Raw genomic sequence first — 13,809 nt, 5'->3', positions numbered from 1 at the left:
ATCCATCATCAGACGACTTCCCTACAGTATCATTTTAACAGTCACGCGAGCAGATGTCAAAGGGAAACGTACATTTTTTGCAAATATTTTGCATTCCGCCGCAGAAAGGAGGACGGATATGAAAAGAATAGCAGCAGCACTTCTCGCAGCCCTCACGCTGACCTCGTGCAGTCTCGCAGATGAGGAGCTTTCCTCCGAGTACGGGAACGAGGAAGAGACCTCCGCGCAGACATACGTATTCACGGGCTTGCCCGACATACCGTCCCTCCATGCCGACACCGAAACGGAACCTGCCTCCGCTCCCGAAGAGCCCGCCCCCTCCTCCGATACGCCATCGGAGACAGAGCCTGCCGAGACCGTTCCCGCGGCAGAAGGAACGTCGGTCCCCGCCTCGTCGGGAACTCCCCCCGAAGGAGTCAGATGCATAGAGGCTCCGTACATCTCGCAGGACGGAGCACCCGCGGGCTGCGAGCTTGTATGTACGTCCATGCTTCTGGCGTACTACGGCTTCAACATCACAGCAGACGAGCTCATAGAGCAGGGCTATATAACCACAGCGCGGGTCGACACCTACGAAGACGCCGAGCGCGGCACTGTGATGTTCAGCGGCGACCCGAACAAGGAATTCATCGGCGACCCGCACACTCCGTACGGCTACGGCTGTTTCAGCGGAGCGATACGCTCCTGCCTGCGGAGATACCTTGAGCACGAGCTATTCGACGCGGTAGACATCAGCGGCATATCGCTGAAAGACCTGTGCATGGAGTACATAGACTGCGGCGAACCCGTCATCATCTGGGCAAGTGTGGATATGGAGCCGCTTGTCGCCTCCGAAGCGAATATATGGGAGATAGAGGGCACCGACGAAACAGTGGAGTGGAAGTCCAACGAGCACTGCTTTCTGCTTGTGGGCTACGACGAGGAGAACTTCTGCTTCCACGACCCGCAGCGCGGCGCATACACGCTCTATCCGCGCGAGACAGCCGAAGCCCGCTACCGTGAAATGGGCAGTCAGGCAGTGACGATACACCCGTGGTGATCATCGGCGGGTAAACCTGTACCCGTCCACTGCGGGAAAGAATTCCGCACGCGAGCTCTCGCGCATAGACAGCGCCGAGCCGTCCGCGCCCGTGATGATATGGTCAACGAGCAAAACATCGAGAGCGATAAGCGCCGTCCCGAGTTTGAGGGTGGCGCTTTTGTCATTTTGCGAGGCAAACGGAGCCCCTGCCGTATGGTTGTGAGCGATGAAAACATAAGCGGCATTGCATCGGAGCGCGAGGTCAGCTATCCTGCGGTTGGATATCGCCACCGCAGAGCTTGTCCCCGTCCCCATGCGCTCCGCACTGATTATGCGGAAGCGCTCGTCGGTCACGGCAGCGATGAGGGTCTCACCGCGCACAGAGCGGAGCTGAGCGGAAAAGAATCTTTTTGCGGCATCGGCTGAATCGAGGCGGATATTGCCGCAGCTCGTGACAGCACATCTGCGGCTGAGCTGCGGGAACAGCATGAGCAGAGCAGCGCTCGCGTCAGAGATACGGCACTCCTTTTTGAGGAAATCGGGGTCTGAATCAGCGGCACTGCGGAAGGAGCCGTATGCCGCGGCAACTCTGTCCGCCGCTTCAAAAACGTCCCCGCGTTCGGAGTAACCGAGGAGCAGAATGAGCTTCTCGCGCTCGGAAAGGGAGTCTGCCCCCTCACTGAGGCAGCGGGCGCGGAGCTCGTTTTTAAGCTCGTTCACGTCGTCACCTCCCCGAATGAGAAGGCGCCGCTCCTCTTCATTGAGAAGGCGGACTCTTTGCCGCAGATGACGCAGTCCTCGACCGCAACGCCGATCGCACCGAGCTTTTCGCTGAGTGTGCGGAGCAGCGCAAAATCATCGCGGTCGGGAACGGGAGCACGATCGGGATGAGATATACCGAGAGCGATCCGCGTGCAGTTCCCGCGCAGTATAATGGAAGCGATACGGCGAAGCTCCGACCTGCCGTTCGCGAGACAGTGAGCAGTGAAGCTCACCTTGCCCGTAATACCGAGGTCACTGCTCAGGCAGACGATGAGGCAGAGCCCGTCCGTCCCTTCGCCGAAATAGCCGTGGAAGAAGCTGCAAAGGCTGTCGGAGTCGGGCAGCCTGTCAAACTCGGGAGCGCTCGCCTCGTAATCGCCGCACATCTCGGCAGCAAGGCGGATGAACTCCGCAGCGGACGCACCTACGCCCTTTACGCGTGTAAGCTCGTCAACGTCAGCATTTAGGATATTGTTGAGTGTACCGAACTCGTTGATGAGCGAATGAGCGATCTCATTGGTATTGATACGCGGGAGAGGATAGAACAGCATGAGCTCGAGCAGTTCATGCTCGCAGAGTGCATCAGCACCGTAAGTCATGAGCCGCTGACGCAGACGCTCGCGGTGTCCGATATGAAGTTTGTCAGCCATGCTGTTCACCTCCTGTTTTTATCAATGTCTGCTCGGCAGCAAAAAATCAGCATTATATGGTCAGCACCGCACAAAGGCAGTGACGGCGGTTATTGATGACACATTTATTATGATACCACAAAACGGCTGATAATTCAAGGCATACCGCATATATCAAGGGATTTCTGTGCAAAATGACGGATCACCCCGAGCAGATTCGGCACAAAGGCATCGTGCGGACTTTGTACGGTGATGTCTCAAGTCCCGAAAGCCAACAGAAAAAACACCATTATCGCTAAAAATCATTGCCGAAGGCGTTACCGCGATTCCGAACTGCGCATTGCTCCGTCGGCACCATATGCATTATAATGTTGCAGCTGTGCAGGATAGTCTGAAAAAATGACAGCCGACGAACGTCTCTGCAAGAAAAGGTCATAAAAATGATGAAATTGTACACATTATTTCGGTTGACTTTGTGAATATACGGTGATATAATTAAAACAAGGAAGTTTAGTAAACTTGTATCCACAAGTTTCGCAGTAAAATGGTATTTTCGGAGGGATAATCATGAGATACAAAAAACTGATCAGCGCTCTGACCTCGGCGGCAGTGTCACTATCGGCATTCGCGGGGCTCGGCGCAGGACTCGCAAACACCGCCGTAACAGCAAATGCAGCGTCAGCGAACTGGAAGTTCGACTTTGGCGGAAGCGGCGCAGCAAGCGGCTACACGGGCGTATCCGCGGCTGACGGCTACAATTCGGGACGCGGCTACGGCTTTGCCCAGACCTACAACGTCTCCAACGTAAGCGCAGGCGGAAGAGGCGCAGGTGCCGACGCGGTCAAGTTCAACGACTACGGCACAGGCAACACCTTCAACGTTGACCTTCCGAAAGGACTGTACGAGATAAAGGTCACGACGGGCAACGCCCCGAGAACGACTATCCGTATCGAGGGCATGGTGCAGATGATGAACCTCACGGGCAACAACGCCGTCGAGACGATACGCATCCCCGTTACCGACGGACAGCTCAACGTGCAGGCTATCGAAGGAATGAGCAAGCGCGAGCAGTCCATTTCCGCGCTTGAGATAACGCAGATAAACACCACGGGCGAGATGAAGCCGACCATCTGGATATGCGGCGACTCCACCGTTGCCAACTACTACAACGTCGGAGATGCCTCTCAGCACGGCTGGGGACAGTTCCTCGGCAGCTACGTCGACACCGACTACTGGGAGATACGCAATCAGGCGACCAGCGGACAGTACGCGAAAGGCTTCTACGACGGCGGACAGTTCGCGCCCATTGAGTATTACGGCAAGTCGGGCGACATCTACATAATCTCAATCGGTATAAACGACACCAACTACTCCAACAAGGACGAGTACCGCAATGTAGTCACCACAATGGTGCAAAAGGCAAAGAAAAAGGGCATGACGGTCCTGCTCGTCAAGCAGCAGGGACGCCGCGGAGACCTCCAGCGCTCACCGCTCCTGCCAGGACGCTGGTTCGGCGGAGAGCTCGACACTGTCGGAGCCAATGAGAATGTCGAGGTCATCGACCTCTTCACCCCGTGGCAGCAGTTCGGTCTGTCCGTCGGATTCGACGGCATGGGCTCATACTACGCGACCAAGGCAGACAATACGGGCGACGACCTCCACCAGAGCAAGAAGGGCGCAATGAAGCTCGCCGAGATAATGTCCACGCTGTACGATTTCAGCGGCTCTTCGGCTGCGGAAATGAATGAGAACGTGTATTACTCCTTCAAGAACGTCAACAGCGGCAAATACCTCTTTGCTGACGAGCAGAATATGGATGTTGTACAGAAGAGCATGACCGCCCCCGCGCCCGAGTATGCTTGGCGGCTGACTTCAGCAGATGACGGATACTACGCAGTCAACTCGTGCATTCGCATCATGGACGCAGAATATCTTCTGAACGTCAAGGACGGCAGCGGCTCCAACGGACAGAACGTTGAGCTCGGCGTATACGGCAGCGGACCTGTCACCGACCAGCTCCCTGCACATAAAGACAGTCAGCAGTTCAAGTTCAAGCGCAATCCCGACGGCTCCTACACTATGCTCACAAAGGTATCGGACGACAAGTCCGCAGTAGAAGTCGGCAGCGCATCCACGACCGAGGGCGCCAACGTACAGCAGTGGGAGGTAAACGGTCACGACTGCCAGAAATGGGTGATCGAGCCGATCAATCTGCCTGTCAGCGGCAGGCTCGTCAAGGACCTCATAGTCCTCGACAGCGAGAATACCGAGGCTTGGGGCATACAGTACGACCAGTCCCTAACGAAGCCCTTCGGCGACAGAGACTTCACGATAGAATCCCTCCCGTCCATACTCAGCGGCAGCGAGGGCATAAGAACAGCCTGCAACTCCAAGAACCTTACCACAGACGAGGCAAAGTTCAAGGTCAGCAGGGACGCGACGGTCTACGTTGCACTCGATAACAGAGTCGAGACCCCCACATGGCTCGGTTCCTACACAAATACAGGCGAGAGCTTCATCTGCAACGGCGAGCAGTTCAACATCTACGCAAAGGACTTTTCCGAGGGTGAGCAGGTAGTGCTCGGAACCAACAGCACAGCCTACAACTGCATGAACTACGCAGTATTCGTAAAGGAAAAGCCCGCCGAGACCACCACGACCACTACCGAGCCTGCCACGACCACCACAACAACGGCAGCAACTACAGAGGCTGACGATACCACGACCAAGAGCGTGAGCAGCATCGTCATGGGCGATGCCAACTGCGACGGCAAGTTCTCAGTCGCCGACGCGGTAGCGATCCTCCAGTCCATCGCCAACAAGGACAAATACGCGCTCACTCCGCAGGGCAGGATAAACGGCGACGTTGACGGCTCTGAGGGCATCACAGCAATGGACGCTCTCTTCCTCCAGCAGGTAGACGCAGGCTTGAAGGAGCTTCCCGCCGCGCCCGAATCGCAGGAGACCGACGCTCCAGAGACTGCGTCGGCAGCCACTACTACCACAACCACGACAACCACCACAACGACCACGACCACTACAACTCTCCCCTCCAAGTATTACGCCGTTGACCAGCTCTGGGACGACGGCTGGGCAGAGAGCGACCACACAGGCTACACCAAGACCGAGGCAGCCATGGGCGGCTCTGGGAATGTCGGCTATGTAAACCTCAACAACGTAGTCGGAAGCAGTCTTACGTTCAGCGTGCGCATTGCCGAAGAAGGCAGATATATGACGCACGTCCGCTTCGCCAACGGCTCGACAGCCGACCGCAAGACCAACATCTATGTAAACGGCGACACTCAGACCTACTGGCAGCAGTCCTTCAACGGCACAGGCTCATGGGACGAGTGGAGCGAGATAGGCATCGTACTTCCGCTGAAAGCAGGCGAGAACACTATCAAGTTCGAGTCAGCGGTCAGTGAAGGAGGCCCGAACTTCGACTACATCGAGTGCATACTCACCGATGAGCCCGTCGCAGAGGTCTACGACCCGAATGCAGGACAGCAGACGGTAGACGGCAGCAAGCCCGCAGTTTTCCTCGCAGGAGACTCCACCTGCCAGTATTACAATGCCTCCAAGCAGGCACAGAACGGCGGTCCGATACAGGGCTGGGGCTATTATCTCGGCAACTACTTCACCGATGACGTGTCCGTATACAACCACGCCGTAGCGGGCAGAAGCTCGAAGAAGTTCTACGACGAGGGCAGATTTGCAGCGATAACGGACAACCTCAAGAAGGGCGACTTCGTGATCATCCAGTTCGCGATAAACGACGCAGGCTCAACGAATGCGGACAGATACGCACCTACCCGCGGAAATGTTGATAATCCGTCATCGGGCTCGTATGAGTGGTACATGACCTCATTCATCAAGGATACTCTTGCAAAGGGAGCGACACCGATAATAATGTCGAATACGCCCAGCCTGAAGGATTATTCGGGCGGCAAGTTCAACGTAAGCTACACCAACTACACCGATTCCGACAAGAAGCTTGCAGCGAAATACAATATCCCCTTTATAGACTGCAACGCTATAGCGGTAAATCACTATAATTCCGTCGGATACGATAAGGCAGCGACCTATCATATGGACGACAAGAGGCACTACAAGGAAGGCGGCGCGAACGTCATCGCAGGACTTATCGCCAATGCGATAAAGACTCAGGGCATAGCGGGTCTTTCGGGATATGTAAAGTAAAACAAAAGCCATAAAGAAGCGAAAGCTTCTTTATGGCTTTTCTGTCTGTTAAAGGGAAGACGCATGAATTATTCGTCGTCCCCTGACTTTTCAGCGGGAGCATCCGCGTCTTCATATCCGAGATAGACCTCAATAGGATCTGTTCCGCCCGTTGATGTATAAGCGTAAAACCGTAGCACATAATACTGAAAGCAACTGCCGCCACTAATATTTTACTGAATTTCATCTGAAAAACTCCCTGAAAAATACCGGATATTGGTATTATACCACTCTCCATATAAGAATCAATAACAAAGCCGAAACGATTCATATTGTAAAAAACAGCAGGACTTATCCTGCTGCATAACATATTTCAGCGGTTGTTGACGTCCTCGGGGAACATATCGTGCTTGGAGAGCCTCTCCCACGCCACCTGCTCCCACTTCGTGCCCGCCATACCGTAGTTGCAGTAAGGGTCAATGGAGATACCTCCTCGCGGGAGGAACTTACCCCAGACCTCGATATACTTCGGCTCCATGAGCTTGATGAGGTCGTTCATGATAATGTTTACGCAGTCCTCGTGGAAGTCGCCGTGGTTGCGGAAGCTGAACAGATAGAGCTTGAGCGACTTGCTCTCTACCATTTTCACATTCGGGACATAGCTGATATAGATGGTCGCGAAGTCAGGCTGACCCGTTATCGGGCAAAGGCTCGTGAATTCGGGACAGTTGAACTTGACGAAGTAGTCGCGGTCGGGGTGTTTGTTGGGGAAGGTCTCGAGGACCTCGGGTGAGTAATCCTGCGAGTATTTGGTGTTCTGATTGCCGAGAAGGGTTATGCTGCCCTTTTCGTTTTCGTTCCTGCCTGTCATATATAACCTCCTGTATTGTAGGGGCGGGCGTCCTCGACCGCCCGTATTTTTGTTCATTATTATGCGGAACACCGAAGGCGGCGTTCCTTACAGCATCAGCGGGTCGGTGACGCCGTTAGCCTCGAAAGCGGCTATCCTGTCGCGGCAGGTACCGCACACGCCGCATGGCTTGTCGCCGCCCTCATAGCAGCTCCATGTGAGCTCGTAGGGCACGTTCAGCTCCAGTCCTTTTTTCACGACGTCGGCTTTGGTAAGGTTCACGAAGGGCGCCTCGATGTGGAGCTGCTGACCGCTTCCGAGGAAGACAGCGCGGTCCATAGCCTTGTTGAACTCATCGGAGCAGTCGGGGTAGGCGTTGCCCGCAGCGTCGTCGGAGTGAGCGCCGTAGTAGATGACATCACAGCCGTTGGAGAGCGCGATGCTCGCCGCAGACGAGAGGAAGAGTCCGTTCCTGAACGGCACATAGGTCGAGACGGGCTTGCCGTCCGTTTTCGCGAGCTGTTCGGCGTAGCTTTCCTGCGGTATATCGCCGTTTCCCGAGAGGAGAGTGCAGTCCGAATCCGCGAATATGAGCGCGAGGTCGAGCGTGCGGAGCTCCACGCCGTAATATGCTGCGGTACGTTCAGCCGCCTTCATTTCCTTGTCGTGCTTCTGTCCGTAGTAAATGGACAGCGCAAGCACGTTTTCAGCTCCGTATTTGTCGACAGCGATACCGAGACAGGTGGAGCTGTCCACGCCTCCGCTGAAAAGAACGAGTGCTTTCATTTTTTCTCCTTTTAAATGTTAGAAATTAGAAAAAAGCCCTTAGCCATTAGCCTTTAGCTAATGGTATCGCCTGACGGCGATGAATTTGAAATTGTAGGGGCGAGTTCCGCTCGCCCGTGTAACAAATCCGTTATTTGCGGGACGTCGGGGACGCCGTCCCCTACAGTCCGATTCTCAGTCCAATAATTCCTGCAAATCGCGGCGCGACTTGAACTCGCCCGTATACGTGCGTGTCTCGGTGCGCGAGGAGGGATTGCGGATACCTCTTGCTGTCATACAGCTGTGCGAGCCGACAATCTTCACGCCGACATCGGGAGTCCCCGCCGCCTCGGAGATAATCTCGGCGATGTCCCTGCCGAGCCTCTCCTGCAATTGCAGACGTTTCGACGCCATATCGCAGATACGAGCTATCTTGCTGAGCCCGAGCACTTTTCCGTGCGGGATATAGGCGACATTGACGTGCATATCGTACATCAGCGCGAAGTGGTGCTCGCAATAGCTGAAAACGGTGATATCCTTCATAACAACGGCTTCGGAGGCGCCGTTGTCCTCGGCAGAGAACGTCTTCCCGAACATCTGCGCGATGTCATGGTTGCTGTACCGAATGCCCTCGAGCATTTCCTCAAGCATACCTGCCACGCGCGCGGGAGTCTCTATCAGACCTTCGCGCTCGGGGTCCTCGCCGATAGCCTCGAGCAGTCCGCGGACGTGATACTCTATCTTTTCCCTATTCAAATCAGACACCTCTCCTTGTGGGCTCCCAGATAAACTTATGGAGCTGAAGCTGCAAACGCACGCCGTTCATCATGTGCTCCTCCATGAAGCTGACGATATCGGCGGGGTCTATCTCGCCGAAAACGGGGCTGATAAAGACGTGGCAGCGCTCAGTCAGGCGGTACTCCTTGATGAGCTCGGCGGCGCGTTCGAGGTCATCGGTGCTCCCCGACACGAATTTGACCGTATCGTGGCAGCCGAGCAGCCTGAAATTATTCTTGCACATAAACTCCTCCATACCGCTCGATGGCAGCTTGTAATCCATGGTGAACACAGGGCGGGATTTCGCAGCAGCGAGCCTTTCGAGGGAGATACTGCCGTTCGTTTCTATCTCAACGCGGCAGCCTTTCTCTATTAGCAGCTCTGCAAGCTCGCCCGCCTCTTTATGGAGTAGCGGCTCTCCGCCCGTAAGTGTGACATTGTGGACACCCGTCTCGGCGACCCAGCGTGCGAGCTCATCGGCGGACTCAAACTCCGCGGGGGCATTCTCGGTATTCGCCCAGCAGGTATCGCAGTAAGAGCAGCAGAGGTTACAGCCGCGGAAGCGGATAAACGCGGCAAGCTCGCCTGCATGGGCGCCCTCGCCGTTTATGCTGATAAATTTTTCTACAACAGGCAGCATCACTTTTCCTCCTCGTAAATGGCGCAGTTTTCGGGTGTTTCGTAAACGGTCACGGAGCTGACGGGCAGCCCCTCTGCTTTCAGGACTTCATAGAAATGCCGTGCAAAATTCTCTGCTGTCGGGCGGAACGGCACAGCAATGAGACGGAAGCCCTCCTCATCCAGAGCCGTCAGAGTTACGGTCCTGAGCGTCCCCTCCTCGAAAATGAGTGCGTGGTCGTGCTTATCAGCGAGAGCACGCACAGCTTTTTTGAGGTCGCCGAAGTCGATGACCATTCCGCGTTTCTCACCCTCGGCGATGAGCTCGGAGCTCTCTGCCGTGACCTCCATAGTCCAGCGATGACCGTGTATATTGGCGCATTTCCCGTTATAACCCGCGAGAAAGTGTGCGCTGTCGAAAGCGGCAGACGTTTTCAGCTTGTACATGATATATCCTCCAATAAAAAATACGCCTACGAAGCGCAGGCGTATCCGAACATCACGATAAGCGCGAATTATCGCGCAGAAACGTTATAGGGAGTAGCCCGTGGTTTTGTTTAACGACAGGATGGCGCAAACGAACTGTCGGCTAATATTATAGCATATCCCGCAAAAAAAAGCAAGTATTTTCCGCAAAAAAACCATAGAGGGCGCGGGCAGGAGCTATGCCTGCTCGCTCAGCCAGATACCTGCACGGTCCTGAACGTGGTCAACGACCGTGTCGACGTCCTGGTCGCCGTGGAAGTACGCAAGCACCTCGTCCTCGATTATCCAAAAGAGCTCGCGGTCGGTATCGGGGAACTCCCAGCGGTCGATGGAGTCGATATACTCGTCGATGTAGTCGATATCCTCCTGCTCGAGAGCGAGCTTATTCTCCTCCGTGACCTCAATGCCCTGTATGGTCTGTATGTCTGTGGCATCATCGTATTTGCCGCCGAGCAGATTCTGCGCGATATTTTTGCGTGCGGCGTTGTTCACAGGGAAGCCCTGCATAAATACGTAATTCACGAAGGTCTCGCCCGTCTGCGGATTATTGCTCTCATGGCGTATCGCGTAGCTGTCGGTCTGGAAATCCTCGGTGTAGAGCTCGCGCAGGAACGTCCATGCCGCTTGCTGTTTCTCCTTGGAGATGTTGGAGCGTATAGACCACTCGCCGTACGCTCCGCAGAGGAAAGCGCCCTTTCCGTCCGAGGTCGGGAAGCCGACGAGTGTGTGGCTGCCGTCGCGCAGGCGGCAGTATTTCCGCGAGTGATCCGAGTAATCAGTCTCCTCGAGGATAGCGTTGCCGTACCCCGTCAGCAGAGTGAGCTTGACGAGCTGAGGGTCAGTGTAGTTGATGCCGCCGTCCTTTTTAATGCCCATATTGCTGGGGAACTGCTTGCAGAATTCGAGCATTTTTCGGAAGTCGGGGTCATCGAAGCGGGTCTTGCAGCTGACGTAGTCAATGAAGGCAGTCGTGTTCGCCCGCAGCACATCATAGTACACGACTTCGGCTTCGTTTGAATATGTCACAGTCGAGCCCTCGGGCATTCTGTTCCAGCAGTCGATGAACTCGTCGATGCTCCAGTTCCGCTTTGTGCCGACGTACTGCGACTCGCCTATCAGTGTCCGCGCGGTGTAGCACAACGGTATCGAATAGAGCTTTCCGTCGCGCTCGTTGAGTTCGAGGATATGCTTGTTAAGCGTATCGGAGTTGACCTCGGGGTCGTCCTTCATGAACTCATACAGGTCAGCGAAGCCGCCCTTGCGCTTGAATATCTCGTACTTGGCGCTGTTGGCGAAGGTGTTTGTCCCGACGATGTCGATGTCCTTCTTGTTGATGAGGTCCTGCGCGACCTGAAAGTCTATCGTTTTCATCTCGTCGTCGCTGTAGCCATTGAAAATGCCGTGGTCATCGTACCCGAAATCCTTGAACTCGTCCATTTCGGCATAGTTCTTTATCTCGATGCGTATGCCGTTGTCCTCGGAGTTGAAGCGGTCGACGAGTTCCTGCATCGGCGTCCAGAAATAGCTCTTTGTGACCGAACCGTTTGCGTTCATGTTTCCGGGGTCGCCGTTGACTACGCCTATCGTGAGGACGATGTCATCGCCCTGCTTGTCCGTATCAGCCGCAGACGAGCTGTCCGAGGTCACGCTGCTCTCCGACCGAGAAACGCCTCTTTCACCGCAGCCCGCGAGGACAGTCATTGCCGCGAGAAAAACTGCTGCTGTTTTTTTCATATCGTAAACCTCCTTTTGTTACTTCGGCAATAAATAACGGCAGATGTTTCGTCGTTCTTCGCCGAGGCGAAGATATACGGAGCGGTCGGCAGTGCATAGCTTCGCCCGCCTGCCTGCTTCTCAGGAGGGGACGCTGTCCCCTCGGCGAGGGGGATTTTCGCTTCGCGGTTTTGATATTCATTGCCACATCAATAATAACGAAACACGAGCCGATTATGTGACAGACAGCAAAAAACTCCGAGCTTCAGAGCACGCCCTGAAAACTCGGAGTATGACACTTATTTGAGGAAGCCGTTGATGATCTGCTCTTCGGCCTCAGCCTCGGTAAGACCGAGAGTCATCAACTTTATGAGCTGGTCGCCCGCGATCTTGCCTATCGCAGCCTCGTGGACGAGCGCGGCGTCGATGTTGTTAGCCTCAAGAGAAGGAACGGCAAGAATACGCCCGCTGTCCATGATGATAGAGTCGCACTCGGTATGTCCCGAGCAGGCAGCATTGCCGACGATACACGCATCGAACTTCTGGTAGGAGGTATCCCTCGCCACCGAGCGTGAAACGACGTCCGCGCTGGAGCCGTCGCCGTTGAGGCATACCTTGTACACACTCAGCGCGTGCTGCTCGCCGTGGGTCATAAGTCTCTCCCGCACTACGAGCTTTGCCCCCTCTTTCAGTTCCGCGAGAGTAGTGCGCTCGGTGGAGTCGACGCCCTTTATCTGAGCCATTTCCATTTCGACGGTGCTGCCCTCTTCCTGATACACCTCGGTAACGGGGTCGAGGATACGCTTACCGCTTCCGTCGCCCGAGCCGTAATGCTTCTCAACGTAGCGCACTCGTGAATTCTTGCCGACGTAGAATCTGTGGATACCGTTGTGCTGGGAGTCCTGATTGCCGCAGTTGTCTATGCCGCAGCCTGCCACTATGAGAACATCGCAATTCTCGCCGATGAAGAAGTCGTTGTATACAGTCTCCTTCAGCCCGCTCTCGCTGAGCACGACGGGGATATGAACGCTCTCGTTGGTGGTACCGTCCTTGATTCGGATATCGATGCCGCTGCCATCGGGCTTGGACTGTATGTCTATGTTTGCGGTAGTATTCCTGCCAATTGACTTTCCGTTCGCGCGGAGGTTATAAGCGCCCTCGGGAACGTCGTGGAGGTCAGCTACCTCCTCGAGCAGCCGCTGCTGAATCGTATCAATATTCATAGTATGAGCCTCCTTATTCCATACGCGAGCACACGCCCGAAGCGTACTGTGTGCCGATGATATCGGGGAGTATCGCGTCCCTGCTGCCCTGTTTGAGGATCTTTCCGTCCGCGAGCACGATTATCTCGTCAGCGATATTGAGGATACGCTCCTGATGCGAGATGACGAGGATAGTCCTGTTCTTGCTGCTCTGACGCATTTTCTCGAAAATGCGGATAAGGTTGTTGAAGCTCCAGAGGTCGATACCTGCCTCGGGCTCGTCGAAAACAGCAAGCTTCACATCGCGTGCGAGGATAGTAGCTATCTCGATACGTTTCAGCTCACCGCCCGAGAGGGAGGAGTTGACCTCGCGGTCGATATATTCCTTCGCGCAGAGCCCTACCTCCGAGAGGTAGTCACACGCCTCACTCACGCTTATCCTGCTGCCGGAGGCGATCCTGAGGAGGTCGAGCACAGTCAGCCCCTTGAAGCGGACGGGCTGCTGGAAAGCGAACCCGATACCCATGCGTGCGCGTTCGGTGATCGACTTGTCAGTGATATCGGTGCCGTCGAAGACAATCTGTCCGGAAGAGAGCGGGTGTATACCTGCGATAAGGCGGGCGAGCGTAGATTTTCCGCCGCCGTTTGGACCTGTAATAACGACGAACTTATTGTCGGGGACGACGAGGGAGATATCACGGATGATCTCGGTCTTGCCGTCACTGTCGTCGATATTGAAGGAGATGTTGTTTAGTTCGAGCATATTATCCTTCCTTTCATTTGGGAACGTTATCATTAATGTGGCAA

General features: G+C 55.1%; 12 protein-coding genes. 2 read left to right on the top strand and 10 right to left on the bottom strand.

Features of this window, described 5'->3' with window-relative positions; all coding sequences use genetic code 11:
- The first annotated feature begins 118 nt into the window (after positions 1 to 118).
- Entirely contained in the window at positions 119 to 1,039 is a 921-nt protein-coding gene (locus BMX22_RS08600; RefSeq protein ID WP_074742066.1) for a C39 family peptidase, read from the top strand.
- Here BMX22_RS08600 and BMX22_RS08595 read toward each other — a convergent pair whose 3' ends face one another.
- Together BMX22_RS08595 and BMX22_RS08590 are read right to left on the bottom strand one after the other, a co-directional pair.
- Entirely contained in the window at positions 1,040 to 1,741 is a 702-nt protein-coding gene (locus BMX22_RS08595; protein ID WP_074742065.1) for a JAB domain-containing protein, read from the bottom strand. It lies immediately after the preceding gene.
- Positions 1,738 to 2,433 carry a UPF0758 domain-containing protein gene (locus BMX22_RS08590; protein WP_074742064.1) on the bottom strand — a complete coding sequence of 232 codons (696 nt, stop codon included), beginning with the start codon at positions 2,431 to 2,433 and terminating at the stop codon, positions 1,738 to 1,740. Before BMX22_RS08590 ends, BMX22_RS08595 begins: the two co-directional genes overlap by 4 nt.
- Positions 2,434 to 2,979: 546 nt before the next feature.
- Between BMX22_RS08590 and BMX22_RS16860 the strand changes: the two genes are divergently transcribed.
- Complete coding sequence (locus tag BMX22_RS16860; protein ID WP_074742063.1) at positions 2,980 to 6,612, top strand: GDSL-type esterase/lipase family protein; 3,633 nt, start codon at positions 2,980 to 2,982, stop codon at positions 6,610 to 6,612.
- Between the two features lie 352 nt (positions 6,613 to 6,964).
- On the opposite strand, the gene queF is transcribed toward BMX22_RS16860, so the two are convergent.
- From queF to BMX22_RS08545, 8 genes are all read right to left on the bottom strand, one after another.
- The gene (queF, locus tag BMX22_RS08580) at positions 6,965 to 7,462 is read right to left on the bottom strand and encodes a preQ(1) synthase (RefSeq protein WP_074742062.1); all 498 of its coding nucleotides are present in this window, start codon (positions 7,460 to 7,462) and stop codon (positions 6,965 to 6,967) included.
- 87 nt (positions 7,463 to 7,549) lie between these two features.
- The gene (queC, locus tag BMX22_RS08575) at positions 7,550 to 8,227 is read right to left on the bottom strand and encodes a 7-cyano-7-deazaguanine synthase QueC (protein ID WP_074742061.1); all 678 of its coding nucleotides are present in this window, start codon (positions 8,225 to 8,227) and stop codon (positions 7,550 to 7,552) included.
- A gap of 174 nt (positions 8,228 to 8,401) precedes the next feature.
- Positions 8,402 to 8,962, bottom strand: a complete 561-nt coding sequence (gene folE, locus BMX22_RS08570) for a GTP cyclohydrolase I (protein WP_074742060.1) — start codon at positions 8,960 to 8,962, stop codon at positions 8,402 to 8,404.
- A 1-nt stretch (position 8,963) separates the two neighbouring features.
- Positions 8,964 to 9,626 (bottom strand): putative 7-carboxy-7-deazaguanine synthase QueE, encoded by a 663-nt coding sequence (queE, locus tag BMX22_RS08565; protein ID WP_413777958.1) that lies wholly within the window; start codon positions 9,624 to 9,626, stop codon positions 8,964 to 8,966.
- Positions 9,623 to 10,048 (bottom strand): 6-carboxytetrahydropterin synthase QueD, encoded by a 426-nt coding sequence (gene queD, locus BMX22_RS08560; RefSeq protein ID WP_074742059.1) that lies wholly within the window; start codon positions 10,046 to 10,048, stop codon positions 9,623 to 9,625. The genes queE and queD overlap by 4 nt, the downstream gene beginning before the upstream one ends.
- A gap of 216 nt (positions 10,049 to 10,264) precedes the next feature.
- Entirely contained in the window at positions 10,265 to 11,821 is a 1,557-nt protein-coding gene (locus tag BMX22_RS08555) for a hypothetical protein (RefSeq protein ID WP_074742058.1), read from the bottom strand.
- 278 nt (positions 11,822 to 12,099) lie between these two features.
- On the bottom strand, positions 12,100 to 13,017 hold the full coding sequence (locus BMX22_RS08550; RefSeq protein ID WP_413777960.1) for a SufB/SufD family protein: 918 nt from the start codon (positions 13,015 to 13,017) through the stop codon (positions 12,100 to 12,102).
- A gap of 19 nt (positions 13,018 to 13,036) precedes the next feature.
- Positions 13,037 to 13,765: an ABC transporter ATP-binding protein gene (locus BMX22_RS08545; protein WP_074742056.1), complete on the bottom strand. Its 729-nt coding sequence runs from the start codon at positions 13,763 to 13,765 to the stop codon at positions 13,037 to 13,039.
- Between the last annotated feature and the right edge of the window lie 44 nt (positions 13,766 to 13,809).

This window comes from Ruminococcus sp. YRD2003, from assembly GCA_900109435.1.
Lineage (GTDB): Bacteria > Bacillota > Clostridia > Oscillospirales > Ruminococcaceae > Ruminococcus > Ruminococcus flavefaciens_G.
The sequence above is the reverse complement of the archived record's forward strand: the minus strand, read 5'-3'. Positions and strand labels throughout refer to the sequence as shown.

Coding starts and splice junctions, on each gene's coding strand:
- BMX22_RS08600 (WP_074742066.1), top strand. CDS start 119: ATGAAAAGAATAGCAGCAGCACTTCTCGCAGCCCTCACGCTGACCTCG.
- BMX22_RS08590 (WP_074742064.1), bottom strand. CDS start 2,433: ATGGCTGACAAACTTCATATCGGACACCGCGAGCGTCTGCGTCAGCGG.
- BMX22_RS16860 (WP_074742063.1), top strand. CDS start 2,980: ATGAGATACAAAAAACTGATCAGCGCTCTGACCTCGGCGGCAGTGTCA.
- queF (WP_074742062.1), bottom strand. CDS start 7,462: ATGACAGGCAGGAACGAAAACGAAAAGGGCAGCATAACCCTTCTCGGC.
- queC (WP_074742061.1), bottom strand. CDS start 8,227: ATGAAAGCACTCGTTCTTTTCAGCGGAGGCGTGGACAGCTCCACCTGT.
- queD (WP_074742059.1), bottom strand. CDS start 10,048: ATGTACAAGCTGAAAACGTCTGCCGCTTTCGACAGCGCACACTTTCTC.
- BMX22_RS08555 (WP_074742058.1), bottom strand. CDS start 11,821: ATGAAAAAAACAGCAGCAGTTTTTCTCGCGGCAATGACTGTCCTCGCG.
- BMX22_RS08545 (WP_074742056.1), bottom strand. CDS start 13,765: ATGCTCGAACTAAACAACATCTCCTTCAATATCGACGACAGTGACGGC.